The sequence below is a fragment of the Streptomyces sp. NPDC028305 genome (genome assembly GCF_055569495.1).
This window is the reverse complement of the sequence record NZ_JBVHTN010000012.1, coordinates 205489-230665: the sequence shown is the minus strand read 5'-3', so window position 1 is coordinate 230665 and position 25177 is coordinate 205489. Positions and strand designations below refer to the sequence as shown.

10 protein-coding genes (1 of these 10 cut by a window edge) are annotated in these 25177 nt (G+C 69.4%); 9 read left to right on the top strand and 1 reads right to left on the bottom strand.

The genetic code is table 11. The annotated features are described in order from the left end of the window. Positions 1–164: 164 nt before the first annotated feature. Positions 165–4142: a type VII secretion protein EccCa gene (gene eccCa, locus ACZ4WQ_RS42620; protein ID WP_468022837.1), complete on the bottom strand. Its 3978-nt coding sequence runs from the start codon at positions 4140–4142 to the stop codon at positions 165–167. A 381-nt stretch (positions 4143–4523) separates the two neighbouring features. Between eccCa and eccD the strand changes: the two genes are divergently transcribed. From eccD to ACZ4WQ_RS42575, 9 genes are all read left to right on the top strand, one after another. Beyond that, positions 4524–5924 (top strand): type VII secretion integral membrane protein EccD, encoded by a 1401-nt coding sequence (gene eccD, locus ACZ4WQ_RS42615; RefSeq protein WP_385338696.1) that lies wholly within the window; start codon positions 4524–4526, stop codon positions 5922–5924. A 32-nt stretch (positions 5925–5956) separates the two neighbouring features. Continuing rightward, the gene (gene eccB / locus ACZ4WQ_RS42610; protein ID WP_398372841.1) at positions 5957–7408 is read left to right on the top strand and encodes a type VII secretion protein EccB; all 1452 of its coding nucleotides are present in this window, start codon (positions 5957–5959) and stop codon (positions 7406–7408) included. A gap of 53 nt (positions 7409–7461) precedes the next feature. Then, on the top strand, positions 7462–7797 hold the full coding sequence (locus ACZ4WQ_RS42605; protein ID WP_385338690.1) for a hypothetical protein: 336 nt from the start codon (positions 7462–7464) through the stop codon (positions 7795–7797). Between the two features lie 76 nt (positions 7798–7873). Further along, entirely contained in the window at positions 7874–8197 is a 324-nt protein-coding gene (locus ACZ4WQ_RS42600; RefSeq protein WP_385338687.1) for a WXG100 family type VII secretion target, read from the top strand. A 110-nt stretch (positions 8198–8307) separates the two neighbouring features. Then, positions 8308–8796: a type VII secretion system-associated protein gene (locus ACZ4WQ_RS42595; RefSeq protein ID WP_361181833.1), complete on the top strand. Its 489-nt coding sequence runs from the start codon at positions 8308–8310 to the stop codon at positions 8794–8796. A 100-nt stretch (positions 8797–8896) separates the two neighbouring features. Further along, a complete protein-coding gene (locus ACZ4WQ_RS42590) occupies positions 8897–12700 on the top strand; it encodes an AAWKG family protein (protein ID WP_468022821.1) in 3804 nt (1267 codons plus the stop codon). Between the two features lie 82 nt (positions 12701–12782). Beyond that, positions 12783–13247: a YbaB/EbfC family nucleoid-associated protein gene (locus ACZ4WQ_RS42585; protein WP_398896149.1), complete on the top strand. Its 465-nt coding sequence runs from the start codon at positions 12783–12785 to the stop codon at positions 13245–13247. Continuing rightward, positions 13244–13651 carry a hypothetical protein gene (locus tag ACZ4WQ_RS42580; protein ID WP_398896151.1) on the top strand — a complete coding sequence of 136 codons (408 nt, stop codon included), beginning with the start codon at positions 13244–13246 and terminating at the stop codon, positions 13649–13651. The genes ACZ4WQ_RS42585 and ACZ4WQ_RS42580 overlap by 4 nt, the downstream gene beginning before the upstream one ends. 4 nt (positions 13652–13655) lie before the next feature. Continuing rightward, positions 13656–25177, top strand: partial view of a lonely Cys domain-containing protein gene (locus ACZ4WQ_RS42575; RefSeq protein ID WP_468022820.1) — the 5' portion only. It continues 50134 nt past the right edge of the window; the window shows 11522 of its 61656 coding nt (coding positions 1–11522); its start codon is at positions 13656–13658; its stop codon lies off the right edge, out of view.

Below are 25177 nucleotides of genomic sequence, written 5' to 3'. Positions count from 1 at the left end.
GACTCGTCGCCGACTCTTTTCCGGGCAGTCCCGCAAAGGAAATCGGTCAGCCTCCGGGGTAATTCGGGCAGCCGCCCCGCCCTTATATTCCGGGCGGGTGTCCGCGACCTTGCGGGAAGGTGAATATCCCCGGGGGGACCGGGCCGTTTTCCCGCGCCGGCGCGTCATTGCGCCGGCCCGTCGTCCACGAGCGCCGTCTGCACCCGCGTCGTCTTGTGACGGGCGATACGCGTGGCCCGCCCCGGCGCCAGCACCCGGCCCTTGATACTGCCGAAGAGATATCCCTCCGCCGGCGGGCAGGACAGCAGCAGACTGGGGGTGTTGACCTCCAGCATCCGCCGCAGCAGGCGGTCGTTGAGGCCGCGCGAGGCGCCCGCCGCGGCGCGGGCCACGACCAGGTGCAGCCCGACCTCGTAGCCGAGCGCGAGGTGCGCCAGCAGCGGGTCGAACGGCGCGTTCATCGAGTCGCCGCCCACCATGTCGTAGTCGTCGACCAGGATGAACAGCCGCGGGCCCGTCCACCAGTCGCACAGCTTCATCCGGGCCGGTGTGATGTCCGGGCCCGGCACCCGCTCCTTGACCGCCGGGGCCGCCCCGCCGATCATGTCGCGCAGCGCGTCGATGGAGACCGCATGGCCGAGGCGGTACTCGTCGGGGATGGCCTCCACCAGGGTGCGGCGGTAGTCCACGACCATGATCCGCGCCTCGGCGGGGGAGTACCGTTCCATGATCGCTTTGGCCGTCAGCCGCAGCATGTTGGTCTTGCCGCTCTCGGTGTCGCCGACGACGACCATGTGCGGGGTCTCGCTGAAGTCGTGCCAGACCGTGGACAGTTCGTTCTCTTCCAAACCGATCGGCATCCGCAGATCGCCCTCGGGCGGCGGGAGCTGGGAGACCGGCAGCCTGGTCGGCAACATCCGCACCTGCGGGGTCCGCGGCCCCGGCCAGCTCTCCTTGACCGCCGCGACCAGGCCGGCGACCCCGTCCGCGAGGTCCTCCGCGCTCTCCACGCCGTCGATGCGGGGCAGCGCGGAGAGGTAGTGCAGCATGCCGTCCCGGGTCAGACCGCGGCCGGGCAGCCGCGGCACGGTGGCCGCGCGGCGGCTGTTGATCTCGGAGTCCATCGAGTCGCCCATCCGCAGCTCCAGATGGGTGCCGGCCTGGTCGCGCACGCCCGCGGACAGCTCCACCCAGCGGGCGGTGGTGACGATCAGGTGGATGCCGTAGTTGAGGCCGCGGGCGGCCATCGAGTTGAACGTCTGCATGTGCTGGTCGAAGTCCTGCCGCACCGTCGACCAGCCGTCGATGACCAGGAACACGTCCCCGTAGGGCTGGTCCGCGAACTCCCCGGCGGCCCGGCGGCGCCGGAAGGTGGCCATGGAGTCGATGCCGTGGTCGAGGAAGTACCGCTCGCGCGCGGCCAGCAGCGAGTTGACCTCCGCGATCGTCCGGCCCACCCGCTCGGTGTCCAGCCGCGCCGCCACCCCGGCCGTGTGCGGCAGCTCCGCCAGGCCCGCCAGCGCGCCGCCGCCGAAGTCCAGGCAGAAGAACGACACCTCGCGCGGGGAGTGGGTGAGCGCGAGCGCGGTGAGGATGGTGCGCACCAGGGTGGACTTGCCGCTCTGCGGGCCGCCCGCGATGGCCACGTGCCCGCCGACGCCCGACAGGTCGATCGTCAGCAGGTCCCGCAGCTGCTCGAAGGGCTTGTCCACGATGCCGATCGGGACGGTCAGCCGCCCCCGCCCCGGCCAGCCGACGGTGGTCAGCCCCAGGTCGGGGTCGGGGGTGAGCGGGGGCAGCACCTGGTCGAGGGTCGCGGGCAGGTCCAGCGGCGGCAGCCACACCTGGTGGGCGGGCGGCCCCGCGGTGAGCAGCCGCTCCACCGCGACGGACAGCAGCGTGTCGCCCGTCTCCTCGAGCTCCGCCTCCTCTTCGGGCTTTGGCTCGGGCACATCGGGCAACTGGCGCGGCACCACGTAACCGGAGGTCCACGGCATGGTCTGACTGGCCACCCGGGCCTGGTTCGCGCCGGCCCGCCGCTCCTGGTACGGGCCGGAGACATACGCCGCGCGGAACCGGGTCAGCGCCTCCACACCGGACTTCAGATAGCCGCTGCCGGGCCGCGGCGGCAGCTGGTAGGCGTCGGGCACGCCGAGCACGCCGCGGCTCTCCATGGCGGAGAAGGTGCGCAGCCCGATGCGGTACGACAGATGGCTCTCCAGCTGGTGCATCCGGCCCTCGTCGAGCCGCTGCGAGGCGAGCAGCAGATGCACGCCCAGGCTCCGCCCGAGCCGCCCGATCATCACGAACAGGTCCATGAACTCGCGGTGCGCCGCGAGCAGTTCGCTGAACTCGTCAACGACGATGAACAGGCTGGGCAGCGGCGTCAGCGGGGTGCCGGACGCCCGCGCCTTCTCGTAGTCCAGCGCGGAGGTGTAGTTGCCCGCCGCCCGCAGCAGCTCCTGCCGCCGCATCAGCTCGCCGTGCACGGCGTCCTGCATCCGGGAGACCAGCGCCGCCTCGCCCGCCAGGTTGGTGATCACCGCCGAGGTGTGCGGCAGCTCGTCCAGGCCGAGGAAGGTGGCGCCGCCCTTGAAGTCGACCAGGACGAAATTGAGCGTTTCGGAGGAGTTGGTCAGCGCGAGCGCCAGCACCAAGGTGCGCAGCAGCTCGCTCTTGCCGGAGCCGGTGGCGCCGATCAGCATGCCGTGCGGCCCCGTGCCGCCCTGGGCGGACTCCTTGATGTCCAGCTCCAGCGGGGTGCCGTCGGCGCACACCGCGATCGGCACCCGCAGCCGGGCGGAGCCGGTGTTGCGCTGCCACAGCGTGGCCGGGTCGTGCCGGCGCAGGTCGCCGATCCCCAGCAGGGTGGTCAACTCCACGTTCGTCGCCAGCGGTTCGGCGACCTCGCTGCCCATGCCCATCCGGTACGGGGCGATCCGCTTGGCCAGCGCGGTGGCGCCTCTCGGCCCGAACCGGTCGGGGCGGCCGAGTCGCGTGGGCTGCTCCTTGCGCTCCCGGTCGGTACGGACCAGCGTGAAGTCCTGCCCGGACACCTCGAAGCGGAGCGTTACCCGGCCGGGCCGCCAGGTCAGCGCGCCGCTCAGATCCAGCACGACGGCGTTGCGGAAGCCCGGCCCGTCCAGCCGGTGCCCGCCGGGGACGCTCCCGCCGTCCACCACGATCACGGTGAACGGCTCCTCGCGCCCGGCCGCCGCGTCCGGGTCGAAGGCCGGCCGCTCCAGGAACTCGGCGCCGAGCAGGTCCTCCAGCTCGTTGAAGGCCGAGACGCACATGCGGGCCGGGCCCGCGCCGTCGCTCTCCTGGGGGTGGAGGTTGTGCGGCAGCCACTTCACCCATTCCCAGTCCGCCCGCCGCTCGTCGGACACACACAGCGCCACCCATATGTCGTCGGGCGCGTGGAAGGTCACCAACTGGGCGATCACGGCACGGGCGACGGAACGTATCCGCTCCTCGTCGCCGCGGAACAGCACCCGCGCCCAGGCCCGCAGGTAGATGGCGATGGGCTGGTCGGGCACGGTGGAGTACGCCCGGATGAAGCTGCGCAGGGCGTGCGCGGCCAGCGGCTCCAGGTCCTCCACCGGCGTGGTGGCCTTCGGCGTCAGCCGCAGGCCGAGCTTCTGCTCGCCGACGGCCACCCGGACCTCGCCGAAGTCCTCGTCCTGCGGGCGGCGTTCCCACAGCCGGGTGGTGCCCACCAGCGCCCACAGGGCCGCGGGCTCCGGGTGGCGCCAGGCCAGCGCCTTCTTCTGGTCGGCTACCGCGGTGCGCACCTTGCGCCGGATCTGCGTGAGATAGCGCAGGTAGTCGCGGCGCTCGCCCTTCAGGCGCTGCTTGCGCTCACTGATCTTGCGCATCATCTGGCCGAGCATCATGGCGGCGGACGCCAGCACCATCATGCCGACGGCCAGGTACATGAAGTGGCTTCCGGACGCCCGGCTCATGCCCGGCCGCATGAACATCAGCATCATCGACACCGACATCAGCGCCATGGGCAGATACGTCCACACGGCGGAGCTGTCGGGCACCACCTCGGGCAGCGTGGGCGGCTCCTGGAGGTTCAGCTCGCCCTCGGGCATGTCCGGGCCGCGGCGGCGGGCCGGCCTGCGGAACAGGACCACACTCAACGAACGGTCTCCTTACGGGCGGTGTGCGGATGAAAACCATGCCCTATTGAAATGCAGGCCCAGCCTTTTCCGCCACCGCGAGAGCTTACGCCTGGAGTTTCAGTTCCATTGCGTCAATGAACTCCAGTGACATTCTGTCATTTAGTGACACGCTGTCCTTTGGTCTCTTTACTTGTGCACGCCATGGAACGTGTGTACTTTGCCGAAAGGTAAGTGCATTACCCAGGTGTGCGGACGGAGCCATGTCCTACCGAAATACAGGTCCAACCCGTTTCGCCACCGAGACAGCTTCCGGCCGGAGTTTCTGTGTCATTCTGTCATTTCGCGACACGATTTCTTTCGGCGGAATACCCCGGAGGAGCGTGAGTCGGCCAGATGACTGACACCCAGGTTGCCGACCTGTGCCGGCTGACCGTCCGCGCGCCCGCCAAGAGCGTCGACCTGGCGGTGCCCTCCGATGTGCCCGTGGCCGACTTGCTGCCCGCCGTCCTCGGCTACGGCGGCGAGGACCTCGACGAGACCGGCATCGACCACGGCGGCTGGGTGCTGCAACGCCTCGGCGCCGGGCCGATGGACGAGGAGCGCACCCTCGACTCCTACGATCTGCGCGACGGCGAAACGCTCTACCTCCGGCCGCGCACCGAGGCGCTGCCCGATGCCCACCTCGACGACCTCGTGGCCGGCATCTCCGACACCATGCAGTCCCGCCCCTACGGTTGGACCCCCGAGGCGAGCCGGCGGCTGCTGCTCGGCCTCGCGGTGACCGCGCTCACCGGCGGGCTCGTGGTGCTCGCCCTGCCCGGCGGCTCGGTGGGGGTGCGCGCCCTGTGCGCCGCCGTGGCCGGACTGTTGCTGATCGCGGGCGCCGGGTCGGCGAGCCGCGCGGTCGGCGACGCCGGAGCGGGCGCCACGCTCGGCTTCATGGCCGCGCCCTACCTGGCGTTCGCCGGGTGGCTGCTGCCCGGCGGCGACCTCACCGGCGCACACGCCAACGAGGTTGTGGGCTCGCGGCTGTTGGCGTCCTGCGTGGCGGGCGCGGGCGGCGCGATCGTCGTGCTCGCCGCAGTGGCCGCGTACGCCGCGCTCTTCCTCGGCACCGGCGTGGTCGCGGCGTTCGGCGCGATCACCGGGACCCTCATGATCACCGCGGACCTGGCGCCGCACCATGTCGCCGGGATCATCGCCCTGGCGGCGGTGGTGCTCGGCGCGTTCGTCCCCTCGCTGTCCTTCCGGATGTCGGGGCTGAAAGTGCCACCGCTGCCGACCAACGCCCAGCAACTCCAGGAGGGCATCGAACCGCACCCGACCGCGGCGGTCATCGGCCGCACCGCGCTCGCGGACGGCTGGATGAGTTCGCTGTACGGGGCGGTCGGCGCCACCTGCGCCGCCTGCCTCGCGGTGCTCGCCTGGTACGCCAACCTCCCCTCCGTGCTCACGGTGGTGGTGCTGTCGCTGCTGCTGATGCTGCACGCGCGGGGTCTGGGCAACACCTGGCAGCGGCTCTCGCTGACCCTCCCCGGCGTGGGCGGGCTGCTCCTGCTGATCCTCGTCGGCGCGGAGTCGTACGCACCGGACCGCCGACCGCTGGTGGCCGCCGCACTGCTCGGCCTCACGGCGGTCATCGCCATCGTCTCCTGGACGGTACCGGGGCGACGCCTCGTCCCGTACTGGGGACGGGCGGCCGAGATCCTGCACTACCTGATGGCGCTCAGCCTGCTGCCCCTGGTCCTGTGGGCGCTCGGCGTCTACAGCGCACTGCGCGGGCTGATGGCGTGAGCGAGACGGACCGAGACGGAAGGGAGTGACCGATGCAGACGAAGCGGGATCAGGTCCAGGCGCACATGTTCGTCATGGGGCGGCTGACATCCGCCATGCTGCGCGCGGATCCCGACGCCCCGGAGAGCCCGCAGGGCAGGACCAACCGGGCCGTGACCATCAGCGTCCTCATCGGGATCCTGCTCTGCGCCGGATCGTTCGTCTTCGGCCTGCTCAGCCCCGGCACGAAGAGTTCCTGGCGGGACCCGGGCACGCTGGTCATCAACAAGGAGACCGGTACCCGCTACCTGTACCTGGGCGGACGGCTGCGCCCGGTGCGCAACCACACCTCGGCGCGGCTGCTCGCGGGTGACCAGATGAAGGTCATGACCATTGGGAGCAAGTCGCTGCGCGGCACCCCGCACGGCTCGCCGGTCGGCATCAGCGGCGCCCCCGACGAGCCGCCGGGCAACGGCAACCTGACCGGTGACCCGTGGCAGGTGTGCTCCGGCAACACCAGCGGAGCGACCGGCACCACGGTGGCCGTGGGCGCCAAGGCCGACGGCGCGGGGCTGAAGTCGGGGCAGGGGCTGCTGGTGAGCGGGCCCGACAACGACGACTACCTGGTGTGGCAGGGCCGCAGGCTGCGGCTCGACCAGAAGGCCAACGCCGCCGAGGCGCTGGGCTACGGCTCCACCAAGCCGGTGCCGGTCTCGGCCGCGTTCCTCAACTCCCTGCCCACGGGCCCGGACCTGGCCCCGGCCGACGTGCCGGGCCGGGGCGGGCAGGGGCCGGCATTGGGCGGACTCAAGACCCGGGTCGGCCAGGTCTTCAAGGTCGCCGCGCCGGGTGGCACCGCCCGCTACTACCTGTTGCGCAAGGAGGGGCTTGCCCCGCTGACCGCCACCGGTGCGGCGCTGGTCCTCGGCGATCCGGACACCCGGAAGCAGGCGTACGCGGGAGGGGCGGTGTCGCCCGCGAGCCTGGGCGCCGACGTGCTGAGCGGCCATCTGGCCCCGGACACGACGGAGGTGGAGACGGGGAAGCGGCAGCCGGCGACCCCGCCGGAGCCGGTGGACCTCGGCGCCGGACGGACACCGTGCGTCGGAGTGGAGTCCGGGAGCGACGGTACGCGGGTGAGCGTGGCCCTGATCCGCGACGTGGATCTCGGCCCGACCACGCAGGCCCCGCCGGAGGGGCTGGTCCCGGCGTGTGTGACGGTCAACCGGATCACGGTGCGGCCGGGCGGAGGCGCACTGGTGCATGTGCTGGGCGCGGGCGGCGGCGAGGTCGGCAACACGCTGTACCTGGTGACGGACACCGGAATGAAATACCGGCTGCCCGCGGCCGATTCCCTGAAGGCGCTGGGATACAGCGAGGGCGAGGCGCAGGCCCTTCCGTCCTCACTGCTGGCCATGCTGCCAACGGGCCCGGATCTGACCCCAGAGGCGGCGAGCGAGGGGCGCAGTAAATCCTCGGCGCCGCGGTGTGGAACAGAGAAATGACAGGCCGCCAGCGCACCCTGCCTGGTGGCGGATAACAGCCGAAGGGGCATCGCATGTCAGGACTGACGAGGTCAGAAGAGAGCGCAACCCGCAACGGAATCTCCGCCACGGAACAGACGTTCAGCAACATCCAGCTCAGCCGCCAGGACGTCGAGAACACGAAGATCAACGTGGGCAACGCCTACGGAGGCAGTGACGGTCAGAAGTACCAGGACCTGCTGCGGCAGTGGGACGACCAGGCCGAGGTCATCTCGAAGAACCTCAGCGACGTCATCGACCAGCTGAACGAGACGCTCCGGCAGAACAACCTGACGCAGGGTTCGCAGAACGACGCCGTTGACCAGCAGTACTCGCAGTCGCAGTCGATTTTCGACGCGTTGCACGGCTGAGTGAAACCCCGGGTGACGGACACCCGGACCCGTCCCGCATTTCCCCAACCCCCCGAAGCGAAATGAGGCACGTGCTGTGTCAACTGACTTCTCCGACGGGCAGATCTACGTCCAGTTCACGCATACCGACAACGCGGCTGAGGACATGCGTCTGCAGACTCAGCAGATAGAAAAGGCCCTCGCCCAGTACGAAGAGGACATGCAGAAGCTCATCAGCAGTTGGGAGGGTGACGACCAGGAGGTCTACGTCAAAAAGCAGCAGAAATGGCACGAGGCCGTCGAGAAGATGAAGTCACTTCTCGCGAGCCATGCGACGCTGCTCAACGAGATCGGCGACAACTACCGGACCAACCAGCGCAACCTCACGCAGGGCTGGGAAAGCGTGAAGATCGGCCGCTGAGGCACGGTGCGGTACGGGCGACCGTCTGCGCGTTTGAGACACGTGGGCGGTCGCCCGTTTCGGCATAGGACATCCACGGAGAGCAGCGACCGGCGAGAAGGGGCAGTGAGATGGCCGAACAGATTCAGCTGAACAAGAAGTGGATGGAGAACTTCATCAACGTCGATGTGCACAACTTCCAGGTGGAGCTGAAACACATCCTCAAGGATAGGGGTGATATTCCCGCGCTGGGCAGCCTGAAGAAGGAGAATCCGCATGATTTCGCGGATCCCCCCATCCCTTCGGGGACGCAGCTGCCCCTCACGATCGGCGCCATGACCGGTGATGGGGAGGAGCTGACCAACGGGGCGCACCTGCACAAGACCCTGGTGGCTCTCATCGACCAGATCGTGGGGATGATTGAGGAACAGCAGACGCTGTTCGACGACATCGAGGAAAACCTGCGGGAAACCGTCCATACGTTGCTGAAGACGCAGGATGGCAACCTGGCCAAGATCGATGGCGAGAAGTTCCTCGACGGCCTCGAAGACGTGGAGGACGACCTGACTTCCGGGGGGTCGGGCTCCGGCGGGGGCGATGGCGAGAACGATGAAAACTGATGGTGAAGAATCATGACAACAAGTGAGCGGTAGTCGTCCCGGCTGAGTGCCGCAGTACCCCACACCCCCCTTCGTTCCCCCGCCCGATGGAGGCGCCGCCGTGCCGTTTTCCAAGGAAAGTGATCGTTGGCAGCAGGCGATCTACTATTTCACCGGTTACGAAGCGCCAAAGATCGACACGTTGTTTGAGGAGTGGTTCGGCAACGACGAAATCCCGCTGATGAAGGTGCAACTCACCAAGCAGAAAAGCGTCACCTACGTCGATGTGGATGACCTTCAATGGCGCGTCGATAACGCGGGTCGCAACATAAACAACACAGATTTCGTGATCCCCTTCTACAAGACGGGGGACGAGGAGGAGTCCGGCGAAGAAGCGTCGGGAGACGAAGTCACCTATTACAAGGCGCGGTTCACGCTCCTGGGCAACCACAACATGGAAGACAGGCCGACCGGCGGTGTGTACGAGGGGGGCAAGAACAAGGCCAGGTACGACAACGACTTCAAGAAGTCGGACAACGGGACGGAGTGGGACACCGGCCCGCACACGCAGTACGCCTACGGAACGGGCCGGGCCCTTGAGGCTTTGCTCGACAACGACGGTGGTACGACTGGCTTCGAGTGGAACGGAATATCCGTGCCCCCCGAACGGGTCGTCGATCTCGCGTCGTTCGACAGGGCGGCCGGCGCCTTCGACCGCGTCGCCCGGTTCTACGTCAACCGCCAGGCGGAACTGGAGGAATGGCACAAGCGGGTCGGGATGCAGGAGAACGAGGCGTGGAAGGGCACGGCAGCCGGCGTCTTCTGGCATCTCATCCACATGCTGAACAAGCGGTACGAGGACTACGCCGACGACCTGCGCAACGGTGCGCTGTTTTCCGTACCGGGCGACGCCATCCGGATCGCAGGTGACGTGTTCAAGAACGCGGCCCGGGGACTCCAGCAGGACTGGGCCACGTGGGAAGCGAAAGATGGTAACCCGCTGAGCTTCCTCTCCGACCTGCTGTCGAAGATCACCGACCACGTGTGGGACCACAACATCACGAAAATCACCTACAAAGTGCATACCCGTGCCCGTGGCGAAACGGAAACCACCTATCACGCCACCGGTAAGTTCCGCCAGGATGCCGTCGACGAAAAGGGCCACAACTACGGCCCGCTGAACAGTCTGGAGACCTGGAAGGCGGTCGGTCAGGCGGCGATCGAGCGGTGGAAGAAATCCGTCGAGGAAAACCTGGTCGACAACGCCGACTTCGCGCTGCGGACGGTGCACGACGCGTGGAGCCCCTCGGTATTCGATCTTGGCACGATCAAGACATCGAGCGGGGACAGCCTGTCCAAGGAGTACGAGGAGGACGTGGCCGACAAGGAGAAGAAGGAGGCGGAGCAGAAGGAGAAGGATCAGGAGAAGAAGGAGAAGGAGTGGGAGGAGAAGGAGGAGAAGTACCGGAAGGAGCAGGAGGAGAAGGAGAAGGAGGCTAAGGAAGAGGCTGCCCGTAAGGAGAAGGAGTGGGAAGAGAAGCAGGCCGAGGCCGAGGCTGAGCAGGAGCGGAAGGAGAAGGAAGCCGAGGCCAAGCAGGACAAGTACATGCAGGAGCAGGAGGCCAAGCAGGAGCAGAAGGAGAAGGAGCAGGAACAGAAGGAGAAGGAAGCCGAAGCCAAGGCTGCGGCGAAGGAGAAGGAGCAGGAACAGAAGCAGGCGGAGCAGGAGGCCAAGCAGGAGCAGAAGGAGAAGGAGCAGGAGCAGAAGCAGGCCGAGGCCGAGAAGGAAGCTGAGCAGAAGCAGGCGGAGCAGGAGGCCAAGCAGGAGCAGAAGGAGAAGGAGGCCGAGCAGGAGCAGCAGCAGGCGAAGAAGGAGGCCGAGGCCGACCAGAAGGAGCAGGAGGCCAAGCAGGAGCAGCAGGAGCAGGAGCAGGAGCAGAAGCAGGCCGAGGCGGAGAAGGAGCAGGAACAGAAGGAGAAAGAGGCCGAGGCCAAGCAGGAGGAGCAGCAGAAGAAGCAGGAGGAGTACCAGCAACAGCAGCAGCAGTTCCAGATCAGCCAGGTGACTCAGCAGAAGGCCGAGCAGGAGCGGGCGAAGAAGGAGCAGGAGCAGAAGGAGGCGGAGCAGGAGCAGAAGCAGGCGGAGGCCGAGAAGGAGGCTGAGCAGAAGCAGGCGGAGCAGGAGGCCAAGCAGGAGCAGAAGGAGGCGGAGCAGGAGCAGAAGCAGGCCGAGGCCGAGAAGGAGGCTGAGCAGAAGCAGGCGGAGCAGGAGGCCAAGCAGGAGCAGAAGGAGAAGGAGCAGGAGCAGAAGCAGGCCGAGCAGGAGGCCAGGCAGGAGGAGCTTCAGAAGGAGCAGAAGCAGGAGCAGGAGCAGCTTCAGAAGGAGCAGGAGGCCAAGCAGGAGCAGCTTCAGAAGGAGCAGGAGAAGGAGCGGGAGCAGCTTCAGAAGGAGCAGGAGGCCAAGCAGGAGCAGCTTCAGAAGGAGCAGGGGCAGAAGGAGAAGGAGCAGGAGCAGCTTCAGAAGGAGCAGGAGAAGGAGCGCGAGCAGCTTCAGAAGGAGCAGGAGGCCAAACAGGAGCAGCTTCAGAAGGAGCAGGAGAAGGAGCGGGAGCAGCTCCAGAAGGAGCAGAAGGAGGAGCGGGAGCAGCTCCAGAAGGAGCAGGGGCAGAAGGAGAACGAGGCCGAGGCCAAGCAGGCGGAGCAGGAGAAGAAGCAGGAGCAGTACCAGAAGGAGCAACAGCAGTACCAGGAGGAGCAGCAACAGCGGCAGGAGCAGCAACAGGAAGAGCAGCAGAAGAGGGACGAGGAGTACCAGCAGCGGCAGCGGGAGTACCAGGACAAGCAGTTCCAGCAGCAACAACAACAACAGCAATACCAGCAGGAGCAGTACCAGCAGCAGCAAGAGCAGTACCAGAAACAGCAGGAGCAGGCGCTCAACCAAATTGGCGGCGCTCTGAACGGCGATAACTTGCCGCCGATGTCACACGACCTGATCACGGGGCCGGTGAACGGCGATGACTCACTGCACAACCCCGGTGGGAGCGAGTCGCACATTGACTCTCACGGCCGGGTGGTCACGGAGTACCCGGACGGTCACATCACCACGATCGATCCGGACAACCAGACCTCCAGCATCACCGACCCGGACGGCCACACGCGTTCCGGGCCGCTCAACGTCGATAACGTCCTCAACAACCCCGACGGCAGCAGGTCGCACATTGATCCGCAGGGACAGGTCGTCACGGAGTACCCGGACGGCAGCAAGACCACGGTCGATCCGGACACCGGCGGCACCTCGATCACCGACCCGGACGGCAAGTCGGTCACGGGGCACCTGAACGGAAGCGGCAACTCACTCCCGGACTTCCAGCAACAGTCCCCCGGATCCAACTTCGGCAACATCGGGGGCAGTGGAGGCGGCAACTCCAATTCGCTGTACGACCCGTCCTCGTACGAGGAGGAGCTGTGGGACAAGGACCCGTATCAGTCGCCCGGTGACCAGAACGGCAACGGCAACAACCAGGCGGCGGCCAACGCCGGCAACCAGAACCAGTCCGGGGCACCGGGCGGCGGCATGCCGCTCAACCCCGGAACGATGCCCGGACGCGGTGGCGGCGCCGGCGGTGGCGAGGGCGGCCCCTCCGAGCGGGTCCGCAACGTGATCGACAGCGACGACGTGGTCAGTAACCGCCGGGCGACCCCCAGGCCCGGCCGCCCCGGTGGCGGGCCCCTCGACGAGCGCGAGAACGTGATCACCAGCGGAGGCACCCCGTTCCTGCCGCCGATGGGCGGAGCGGGCGGAGCCGGGTCACCCGGCCAGGTGGCGACCCAGACCGACGACCGCGAGCGCGACGCGTGGGTGCCGGAGGACGAGGACGTCTGGGGCAGCGACGAAGGCGGCTCGCCGGCCGTGATCGGCCGATGAGCCCCCGCCGCGCCGTCGTTCCGGGACACCGTGCAGCCGGCCCGACCAGCCAGACCAGCTCGACCAGCCCGAGGAGCACCCGTTGAACGAGCCGTACGCAGAGCGCATTCATCAGGCCAGGGCCCACCTCGAAGCCACGAGGGCCGCCATCGCCCGCGCTGAGCAGGACCTCGAGGGCACCAACGTGACGGCCCGTTCGCGGGACCGTGCGGTCGAGGTCACCATCGGCCCGCAGGGAGAGCTGAGCGGGCTGACGTTCCTGGACAACAAGTACCTGAGCATGACCGGACCGCAACTGGCCGCCTCGGTGCTGGAGGCGGCCCAGCGGGGGCGTCAGCAGGTTGCCCAGCGGGTGATGGACACCTTCCGCCCGCTGATGGCGGCGAACCCCGATGTCCCGGGGTCCCGGGACATCGACGTCGACTGGGACCGGCTCTTCGGGTCGGCGTTCGAGGGCGGCCGGCGAGCGGGTGGCGGCAGGTCGTCCGGGGACCGGTTGCGCGACGAGATCCACGAGGACCCGGATGTTTCCGGAGGACGGCGATGAGTGACGACACGTATGACTTGGACCTGGGCAAGATTCGGGGAGCGCTCAACGGCCTGCACGGTCTGGGGGAACGAGCCAGGGTGCTGAAGGGGCAGTACCTGGCCGACCATGAGAGGTACAAGGGCTGGAACGGCGACCCCGACGATCCGGACGACTTCTACAAGAAGACCGAGCCCGACGACGAGAAGACGACGCTGACGCTCACCGAAACGATCGACTCGTTCGGGTTGGCGATAGAGGCGGTGGAATCCGCGCTGCTGGAGAGTCTCGACAGCGTCAAAGCCGTTCATGCCGACGTGACCGAGCTGATCGCGCAGCAGGAACGTCTTGCCGACTCCGACGGCGGCTACGAGTCCAACGACGAGGACTCCAGCGACGACGAGTCCGGCAGCGGAAAGCACTGACCCCGTGGAGGAGATCACCTACACCCCCGAGGAGGCGATGTGGATCCAGATCCTCATCGGTGAAAAGCCGATCCACGCCAAGGCGAACCTGGCGTGGGAGAGCCAAGACCAGTTCCCCGATCTCGCCGACAACCTGGTCGCGTTCGTGGACAGTGTCCGGGACGCCATCGCGGATGTCGCTCGCGCGTTTCCGAAGCCCGTCGGGGACGCGCTCACCAAGGCCATGGAGCCGCTGACCGGCTCCGGCGGATCGAACGGCATCGGGGACCTGCTCAACCGTCTCCGGATGGACCTGCCCAACGAGCGGGGCCAGCAGTCGATGAAGATCCAGCAGGCGCATTGGGAGATCATCGCCGAGATCACGATGATGCTCATCGAGTTGGCCGCGCTCGCGGCGATGTCCTTCTTCACCGGCGGGGCGTCACTGTCCATGGCAGCACTGGTGAGGGCGCGGCATGCGCTCGCCATCCTCATGGCGATGCAGCGCCTGCTCAACTTCTTCCCCATCGCGGGGGCCCTGCTGGAGGCGGTCCAGGAGATGATCCAGGCCCTCGCGGTCAACCTGGCGCAGCTCACCATCCCTCCCCCGAACCGCAGGCCGGACGGCATCGACGGGAAGAACGTCTGGGAGAGTGGCTTCTACGGCTTCGTGACCGGTCTCTTCATCGACGTCTTCCAGGGCGCGGCGAAATACTTCAAGAAGGGCATTTCGGACTTCTTCAAGAAGAATTTCGACAAGGACATCTTCGGTAAGTGGGACAGAGACTTCGGGAACACGTTCAAGGACATCGACTTCAACTCACCGGATCTTGATCGCATCTTCAAGAACCCCGGCGGGTTCAAGCCCGACCCGATCAAGAACATGGCCTACGACTTCCCGGCGGCGTTCGTCTCCCACGGTCTGGGCGAGGGCTTCGCCGAGGTGGTCGTCACGGGGCTGCTCCAGGGCAACTGGGCGTTCAAGTGGGAGACGTTCGTCTTCTCCGGTACCAGCGCCATGGCGGACATGGGCGCGGAAATGGCGCTGGGGTCCGGCGCCGGCTGGCTGCACGGCAAGGTATTCCCCAACGGGAACATCTTCACCGACTTCATCAACAAGAGCTATGCGATAGCTGATCTCCCGGACGGGGCGGGGAGCGATTCCCCAGCCGATTCCGGCTCCGACCCCGGCTCCGACTACGGCTCCGATTCCCGCTCCGGCGCGGGCCCGGACCTCCCGAAGTCCTCCCTCCCCATCACAACGTCCGCAGACATCCCCACCCACGGGGACAACAGCTCGTCGTACCGGGACAACTACTCCATGTACGAGGGCATCAGCTCGTTGTACGAGGACAACAGCTCGCTGTACGGCGACAACAGCTCGTTCACGCCCGGGTACCGCGACTCCGACACCTACTCCGTGGACTCGTACGGCTCCTCCAACTCCTCGGCCGGCTCCGTCTTCGACGACACCGCGTCCATCAACTCCGCCAGTTCCTCCGACTCCATCGGTTCGGACATCCCGGAGTACAACTCCTCATCGGCGCTGAACGGCGGGGGCTCCTCGTCCTCGTATGTGCCCCACGCGAACTTCCCGGCCGGCAAGGGGTTCCAGACCACCTCGCAGAGCCCGCCGCTGAACCTGCCCGGCTCCGCCGGGAGCAACCTGCCGCCGACGGGCTCCTACTCCGCGGGGTCCGGTCTCACGACGCCCGAGGGCGTCGAGGACTTCAAGGGGAACAAGGAGTTCCAGACGGGCCCCGATGGCTCCCTGGCCACCTCGGGCTCGCCGAACACCTCGGATCTGCCGAACACCTCAGGTCTGCCGGGCACCTCGGGCTCCCCGAATACCCCGGGTCTCCCCGGCACCTCGGGCCTGCCGAACTCGTCGAGCCTCCCGACGCCGCCGGCGACGCGCACCCCCACGGTCTCGAACCCGGACGCGGAGTTCGACGGGGCTTTCGGCGAGAACGGCGAATCCACCCCCACGGGCCAGAACACCCCCGTAGGCCAGAACGGCCCCGCAGGCCAGAACGCGGGAGCGGTCCCGCCCCCCGTCTCCCACAGCGGCGGGCAGACCCCGGCCACCACTCCGCACACGCCGTCGGCTCAACAGCCTTCCGGCACCCCTCAGCCGGGCCAGGCGCCCCGCGCCGAGCAGCAGCAATCGCGCCCGGACACGGAGACGTCCGGCGGCCCGTTGGACGACTCCGCCATCGACGCGGACACCGACACCGACACCCGGCCCGACACGGACCCCGCCGACCGGGGCAAGGCGCCGGCCACCCCGGCGCCCCCGGACCAGGAGGAGATCGACCGCGCCCGGCGGGACTACGAGGACGCGCTGGACTCCTTCCGCTCCGCCGCGACCGACGTGGACACCATCGGCGAGCGGCTGGACACGGGTGTCGGCACCAGCGCAGACACCGCCGCGCACCAGGACGCCGGGCACCGGGCCGAGCAGGCGCGGGGGCAGATGCTCGACGCGGCGGCGCGGCTGCGGGGCCTCGGCATCGACCCGCACGGCGACCCGTACGCCCCGGGCCAGGAGGGCACCACGGGCCAGGGCGCCGAGGGCGACGCGTGGTCGCGGCAGGGGCAGGTGCCAGACGTCCATCGCGACGACGCGCAGCGCCAGTGGATCGCCCGGCAGGTCATCCCGGACGACCTGCCGGAGAACCCGCCGCTGCTGGACCCGGACGACCACGTGGCCACCGCCGAGCTGAACGCCGCGGGCGTCACGCCAGGCCCCAAGCAACAGACCGCCGCGGCCCTCGGCATGGACCGGTTCCCGGTGCGCGACATCGACCTGGCCCCGGTGGACCACGTCAAGCTCCAGATGGTGCGGTCCGATCCCTGGCCCGCCCCGCTCGACGAAACCGCGGCCAACGCCACCCGGCGTATCTGGCAGTCGGCGTACGCGGACTTCGCGGGCGCGATACCGGACGACGGACCGGAGCGGTTGGCCGCCGGCCGCGCCTGGGACAAGGCGGTCTCCCTGGTGCTGCCGCTGGAGCTGCACCCGGTGCTCGCGGACTCGCGGCACGCCGGGCGCGACTTCCGCGACGCGGTGCGCCAGGTCGCCGAGAACCTGCTGACGCACGGCCCCGATGCGCCGTCGGGCGTCGCCCTGGCCGACACCCTCCGCGCGGGGCTGGGGTTGCGGCAGCGTCTGCGCGGCGCCCCCACGAAGTCCTCTGGCCCGTCCGCCCCGCCGCCGCCCGCGCCCCGCGTTCCCACCACCTCCAGCACGGTGGCGCCGACTCCGGAACCCGGCCCGGTGGCCCCGGCGCCGTTGTCGTCGGTGCCCACCGCGTCCGGCCCCGCCGATCCCTCCGGTCCGTCGGACGATGAGTCCGCGGCGGTGGGTGACGCGCGCCCGGACGAGGAACCGACCGACCGGAGTGCCGCTGAGGCGGTCGGGCCGTTGCCGGCGCCGCCGGCTCCGGGGGAGGGGCCGTCACGTGTGTCGCATGTGCCGCAGGTGTTGCGTCTGGCGTTCGGGGCGCAGGTGGCGCAGGACCCGCGGTACGGGGTGATGATGCGCGGGCTGGCCGCGCTGGAGCTGGCGCGCAGGGGGGATGCGCGGTTCGGCACCGGGGGCCTCGATCTGGAGCGGATCGCGCGGGGGATCCTGCACCTGGGTTCTTCGGAGCCGATGACGCGTGGGCGGTATTTCGAGGCGTTGTCGGTGGCGGCGACCGCGTACCGGGACGGGCGAGCGGAGAGTCTGGCCGCGGTGGCGGCGTATTGGTTGCACAAGAAGGCGGGGGTGTTGGGTGATGCGAGTGCGCTGACCGGTCCTGACGACTGGTTCCAGGGGTGGAACTTCACCGGGCAGGCTCTGGACCTGCTGCTGGACTACGTGGGGCGGCAGGATCCTGACGGTCTGAAGTTGTCGCCGTTCCCGGGGCAGGGCCCGCCGTACGTGCTGGTGGTGGAGCCCGGTTCCGAGGAGGGCCTGGTCGTGCTGCGCGACGGGCAGGGCAACTCGACCGAGGTGCCGTACGAGGAACTGGCGGAGCTGGTGGCGCACGACCCCCGGCGGCCGGCGGGCGCTCCGGTGGTGCTGCTGATGCCGGAGGCGGGCGCGGGCATGAGGGCGTTGCCCAGGCTGATGGCCGCTCGGCTCGGGGAGCGGGTGTGGTCCACGTACGGCGGTCTCCGGTTCGAGCCGGTGGGCGACGGCACGTCCAGGCGGCGCGTGGTGCTCGCGTCGGTGAATCCGGGGTCGGCGCCCGTGGGGGCGTGGGTGCCGAGCGATCCGGGTCAGCTTCCGGACGGTCCGTGGGAGGTGACGGCGGCGGACGGTTCGACGTTCCCGGACAGCGACGTGGAGATGTTCGCGCTGCCCACGTCCGACGGGCAGCGGCTGACCGGACTGGCGTTGCTGAACGCCAGGGATATGGCCGCCGGTGAGAGTGATCTGCGGAACGTGTCGCGGATTCGGCACTACGGCGACCAGTTCGAGTACGAGGGGATCAGTACTACGGGTCCCCTCCTGCCTCTGCCGAGGGGCCTGACCGACGCGATCGTCGTGGTGGGGGACGGCGAGGCGGGGCTGCCCCGGAAGAGCACGGGGCGGAGCCACATGGTGACGAGCGGGGAACTGTCCGCGTTCCTGTGGCGCCAGATTGCCGCGTCCGTCCCGGCGCATTGGCCGGTGTGGCTGGTGGGGCGTGGGCTGGCGACGCTGCCGGAGGGCGCCGACCGGCTGGAGTACGTGCCGGCCGCGCAGGAGGTGGCGACCAGGCTGGGGCGGACGGCGCTTGCCCCGGAAGGCAAGCAGATTGTGAGGGGAGACGCGGATACGCCGTATCTGGCCAACGTGTACGACACGGACAATCCGAAGTCCGGGTACCGGGAGTTCCCTCCGGAGCCGTGGCCGCCCGCGTTGTCGATGTGGGCGGACGTGGCGGGACTGCCGTGGGACGTGCCGGACCGGGAGGAGCGGGTGCGGCGGTGGGTGCGGGCGCTGCGGGAGGTTCACGGCTTCGATATCGACACCAATCCCAGGCTGGCCGGGGAGTTCCAGCGGCTGCTCCTGGGTTTCGGGGCGCTGGAGCGGCAGTCGCTGGCGCAGGGTCTGGGGCCGTTGACGTGGGCGGGGCTCGAACAGACCGCGGGGGAGTACGCCGGGCAGTTGGGCTGGGACCCGACGCTGAGCCCGTATCTGCTGGGCCAGTTGCTGGAGGCGTACCGGGCGGCGGAGGCCCTCGATGCCGGGGAGCCCCCCCAGCCCGGTGCCGAGAGCGAGGACATGTCCGGTGTGCTGGGGGTGGGGCCCCAGGACGTGTCCCGTGTGCTGGGGCGGGGGCACCAGGATGGTGAGGTGGCGTTCGGCCCGGTGCGGGAGGACGAGTCGCGTCTGCTGGGGATGTCGGCGGAGGACCGGTTCCGGGAGTTGTCGCTGCTGTCGCCCGACGAGCGGCGGAAGCTGGCGTCGGATCCGGTGTGGGTGGACGAGTTGCGGCGGGCTCTGCCCGGTGTGGAGTTCGCTGAGACAGCGGCCCAGTTGATGGTCGTGGTGCAGGACGGCCCGGGTGAGCCGATGGCGGATCAGCCGGTGTCGGCGGGGCGGGTCGCGCGGGCGCGGGCCGCGCGGATGCTGGTCAATCCGAAGATGGCGGTCGCGCTGCTGAAGGGCGGTGTGCGGGTTCTGGTGGTGCCCAGGGACGTGGCGATGACCCGGCTGCGCCGGTTCCGGGGTTATGCGGGGAAGTCTGACTGGGACACCTGGCGGGGCGTCATGGACGGACGTGCCGTGGCGGTGCCGGAGGAGAATCTTCTCGGTGAGGCCACGAGTGTGCCGGATGCGAAAAATCATACGGATGGTTACGGCACGCCCGATCACGAGTTCGCGCACGCGCTCCATGTGCACGCGCTGGGTGATTCCGACCGGAAGGCCATCAAGAATGCCTATCAGGCCAAGCTGAACCCGCGGCGGGGCATCGATCCGTCTGATGTGGAGTGGCCGGACGGGATTCGGCGGGACCTGGATGGCGATCCGGTCGACAACTATTCCTCGGAGAACGAGTACGAGTATTTCGCGCAGGCGGTGAACGCGTACCTGGGGGTCAACGCGGGGACGGACATGAACACCGGTCGGCCGCGGAACAACGGGGCGGCCTGGGTGCGGGAGCACGAGCCGGCCCTGCTGCCGATTATGAGGCGGCTGTTCGGCCACTACGAGAATCTGCTTGACGATGCTGAGCGGAAGGTCGTCCAGGACGCCTATCGGGCCAAGCTGAATCCGCCGCGGGGCTTCGATCCGCTCCATGTGCGGTGGCCGGACGGGATTCGGCGGGACCTGGCTGGTGTGCCGACCGACAACTATTCCTCCACGGGCGAGTCCGCGTATTTCGCGCAGGCGGTGAACGCGTATCTGGGGCTGAACGCGGGGACGGACGGCTACACCGGCCGGTCGCGGAACAACGGGGCGGCCTGGATACGGAGGCACGAGCCGGCCCTGCTGCCGATTCTGGAGCGGCTGTTCGGTCGGGATCCGCAGGGCCCGGGTCCGGCGAACCCGAGGGAGGAAACGCGGGCGGAGAACGACCTGTGGGAGACCTTCCGCGCCTTCTGGGACGAGGTGGAGGGGGTGTACCGGCCGCAGCCGCACGCCCTGGCCCCGGCGGGACGGATGGCTTCGGTGCCACCAGTGGCACCGCCGGCCCAGGACACCGCCACCACCCCGGCGCCCGGGCGGCGTTCGGGTTCCGCTGAGGATGTCGGGCCGTTGCCCGCGCCGCCGGCTCCGGGGGAGGGGCCGTCGCGTCCGCGGCGGGGGTGGTCGGGTGTGCCGCAGGTGTTGCGTGAGGTGTTCGGGGCGCGGGTGGCGGAGGACCCGCGGTACGAGGTGATGGTGCGCGGGCTGGAGGTGCTGGAGGCGGCGCGCGGGGGGCGTTCGCGGTTCGGCACCGGAGATCTGGAGCGGATCGCGCGGGAGGTTCTGCGCCTGGGTCCTTCGGATTCGATGACGCGTGGGCGGTATTTCGAGGCGCTGTCGGTGGTGGCCGCCGCGCACCGGGACGGGCGCGCGGGGAGTCTGGCCGCGGTAGCGGCGTACCGGCTGCAAGGGACGGGGGTGCTGGGGGATGCGAGTGCGCTGGTCGGCCCGGACGGCCGGTTCCTGGGGCGGAACTTCACCGGGCAGCTTCCGGATCTGCTGCTGGACTATGTGGGGCGGCAGGGTCCTGGCGGTCTGAGCTGGACACTGCCCCCGTGGCAGGGTTCGCCGTACGTGGTGGTGGTGGAGCCCGGTGGCGAGGCGGGCATGGTCGTGGTGCGCGACGGGCAGGGCAACCCGTCCGAGGTGACATACGTGGAACTGGCCGAGCTGGTGAAGTATGACCCCCGGCGGCCGGCGGGCGCTCCGGTGGTGCTGCTGATGCCGGAGGCGGGCGCGGGCATGAGGCGGCTACCCCGGCTGATGGCCGACTGGATCGGCGGGCGGGTGTGGTCCACGTACGGCGGTCTCCGGCGGGAGCCGGTGGGCGACGGCACGTCCAGGCAGCGCGTGGTGCTCACGGCTACGAATCCGGGGTCGACGCCCGTGGGGGTGTGGGTGCCGAGCGATCCGGGTCAGCTTCTGGACGGTCCGTGGGAGGTGACGACGCCGGACGGTTCGAGGTTCCTGGACACCGACGTGCATACGTTCGCGTTGCCCACGTCGGACGGGCAGCGGCTGATCGGGGTCGCGTTGCTGAACCCCGGGGAGATGGCGGAACGCGAGGAGCAGCTGCGGAATTTGTCGCAGATCCAGCACTACGTCGATGTGCCGGCGCTCGGCGGGCCCCGCACCCGTGCCGTGCATCGCCTGCCGCGGGGGCTGACCGACGCGTTCGTCATGGTGGGGCACAGCTACAACGGCCTGGCGGCGTTCCCCCGGGCGAGCACGGGGCAGAACAATGTGGTGTGGAGCGGGGTGCTGACCCGCTTCCTCCAACGCCAGATGGCGACGATGTCCGTTCCGGCGGACTGGCCGGTGTGGCTGGTGGGGTGTGCGCTGGGGAAGCTGCCGGCGGGCGCCGACCGGCTGGCGTACGTGTCGGGCGCGCAGGTCGTGGGGACCGGGCTCGGGCGGACGGTGTTCAGCTCGGACGCGCACCTGGACGTGTTCGGGAACATGAATCCGCCGTCTCTGGCCAAGGCGGATGATCCGGACAACCCGATGTTCCGGTGGCAGGAGCTCCCGCCGGAGCCGGGGCCGGCCGCCTTGTCGGCGTGGGCGGACGTGGCGGGGCTGCCGCGGGACGTGGCGGACCGGGCGACGCGGGTGCAGCGGTGGGTGCGGGCGATGCGGCAGATCCACGGCGTCGACATCGACACCAATCCCGCGCTGGCCGAGGAGTTCCAGCGGCTGCTTCAGGGTTTCGGGGCGCTGGAGCGGCAGGCGCTGGCGCGCAGTATGGGGCCGTTGACGTGGGCGGAGCTGGAGCGGGTCGCGGCGGGCTATGCCGGGCAGACGGGCTGGGACCCGACGCTGAGCCCGAATCTGCTGGGCCAGTTGCTGGAGGCGTACCGGGCCGCGGAGCAGCTGGGGCACGCGGCTCCGCCGGCTCCGGGTTCGGCGGCTTCGGCTCCGCCGGCTCCGAGTTCGCCGGCTCCGGCTCCGCCGGCTTCGGGTCCGCAGGGGTTGCCCCTGCCCGGTGCCGCGGGCCGGGGCCTGCCGCGCGAGGTGGTGTTCGGCGGGGTGTCGGCCGGCCCGGTGGGGGAGTTCGGGTCGCGTCTGCTGGGGATGTCGGCGGAGGACCGGTTCCGGGAGTTGTCGCTGCTGTCGCCTGATAAGCGGCAGAAGTTGATGGCTGATCCGGTGCTGGTGGACGCGTTGCGGCGGGGTCTGCCCGCGGCGGAGTTCGCCGAGACGGCGGCGCAGTTGATGGTGGTGGTGCAGCCCGGGATGGATCGGCCGGTGTGGCCGTTCCGGCCGGAGACGGTGGAGGACTTGGCGCGGAAGCGCATCGCACGCATGGTGGTCGACCCGGGGGCGGCGGCCGCGCTGCTGAAGAGTGATGTGCGGGTCGTGGTGGTGCCCAAGGACGTGGCGGTGACCGCGCTGGGCCCGTTCCGGCATCTCACGGGGGTGCAGGTCGCCCCGAACGACTTGCGTATCTGGGACAACGTGCGGGGCGCGGGCGGTACGCGTGACACGGCGGTGACGGAGGAGAACCTCGTGGGTGAGGCCACGAGTGTGCCGGGTGCGAGCCTTTTTGAGGACGGTTACTCCACGTCCGATCACGAGCTCGCGCACACGCTCCACGAGAAGGCGCTTGATGATTTTGACCGGAAGGTCATCAAGATGGCCTATGAGGCCAAGCTGAATCCGCCGCCGGGCGTCGATCCCTTCGATGTGGAGTGGCCGGACGGGATACGGCGGGACCTGAATGGTGTACCGGCCGAAAACTATTCCTCGACGAACGAGTTCGAGTATTTCGCTCAGGCTGTCTGCGCGTATCTGGGGGTGAACGCGGGGACGGACGCGTACACCGGGCGGCCGCGGAACAACGGGGCGGCCTGGGTGCGGGAGCACGAGCCGGCGCTGCTGCCGATTCTGGAGCGGCTGTTCGGCCGGGATCCGCAGGATCCGGGTCCCGCGAATCCGGTGGAGTACACGCGGGAGGAGCGGCTGTGGGAGGGGTTCCGCGCCTTCTGGGACCAGGTGGAGGGGGTGTACCGGCCGCAGCCGCACGCTCTGGCCCCGGTGGCACCGATGGCCCAGGTGGTCCACCAGCGCACCGCCACCGCCCCGGCACCCGGCGGCGAGTTGCCGGACCTGGAGCCGGACGCGGAGTCCGGCACCAGCGACACCGACATGTCCAGCGACACGTCCAGCGAGGGGGGCGTGCCGCTGCCCCCGCCCCCCGCCCCGGCGCAGGACGTCGAGGACCTGTGGTCGCTGCACCTGTTCTTCGGGACCGGCGCCATGGACCACCACTCGTTCGACACACTCATGGCCGCGGCCGGGGCGCTGCGGCGGCTCGCCCTGGCGGGCGCGGAGCGGCCGGGCACGTCCCCGGACCCGCTCAACAGGATCCACGGCCTGGCCCGGCGGGTCCTGAACCTCGGTGCCGACGGCGAGGTGGACGTCGAGCACCTCCGCCGCCTCGGCTCGCTGGCCCTCGCTGTCCCCTCGGATCAGCTGACCAGTGAGGCGGTCCTCGCGTCGCGCCGGGCGGACATGGACACCGCGCTGGGCAGCGAAAGCGACGCGGATGGCGACAGGAACAGCGACGCGGACATCGAGGACCCCGCTCCCCGCGACGGGATCGACGCGCGCCGGGCCAGGCCGCTGACGACCAGGGACTACACCGTCGTGGACAACCGCGGCGACGGCGTGCTGTTCCGCAGGCCCGGGGAGACCCGGGGGGACTGGCGCACGCCCCGCGCGTTCGACCGGCGAGCGGATCCCCCGGAGTTCGCGGTGTCGGTGCAGGACCACGCCGAGATCCTCGCCACCGAGCGGCCCGCCCTGCGGATCTCCGCCGACCGTACGCTCGCCGTGGAGGACGGCGCGCTGGGACAGCAGGTCTTCGCGACGGCCGAGGCCGTCGCCCGCTCCTCGGTCAAACTGGCGCGCGCGGGCAGCGGGGTACGGCTGGAGACCGACGAGAACCTGAGCATCATCCTCCCCACCCCCGACGGGGGAAGCAGGCAACTGTTCCGGGTCACCCCCGTGTTCATGACCCGCACCGGGGAGTCCGGGGAGTCCACCAAGGAGGTGTGCCGGGACTTCGCCGACCAGGTGTCCGGTGGTCACCCCACATCGCATCTGGTCCTCTCGGATCCCCGGAGCGGTGAGGTGGCCACCGCTCCGGTCGATGCCTCCGACGGCGGGGAGACCACCGGGACCCACTACCTCGCCGAAGCCCTGGCACGGGTGGCGGACGGCGAGACCCCGCCGGACGCGGTGCGTCCGGAGTGGGCGGCCGGCCTGCTGCGCCGGGACGACCGGCCCATTGGCGGGTACGACGGTCCGCTGCCCGGTCAGTCGTACGGCAGCGCGCTGAGTCTTGCCGAGCCCGCGGACCCGCGACGGGATGCTCTGTCGGACGCCGGACGGCGTATCGGGGTCAACGAGCACGCCTGGGCCGATGTCGGCGACGGGTATGTGGTGCAGTCCATCGCCGCGCCCGGGGCAGACGGCCGGCCGAGCCTGGAGCACAACCACGCCAAACCCGGCGAACAGCCCGGCGGCGGCCGTTTCGGCTACCACTTCCTGAGCGTGGTCCTCGCCAGCGAGGACGGCACCCACCAGATCTCTCTGGAGAACCGCGCACGGAGGTCGGCGCGGGCGGACCGGCGCCGCGCGGCCATCGGGGCGAACCTCAACAGCCTGGGTCCTGACAAGCTGCGGGAGACGGCGGCGGAACTGCGCCAGGAGATCGAGCGGCAGGAGGCCGCCGGTATCGACGAGTACCTCGCCGAGGTGCGCGACTACCGTGATCTGACGCTGGCCCTGATCGGGGCGGAGCAGGCCCAGGAAGCGGTGAGCGCGGCGCCCGAGGGCTCTGAGGAGCGCGCGCGTGCGGAGCTGGCGCTGGAAGT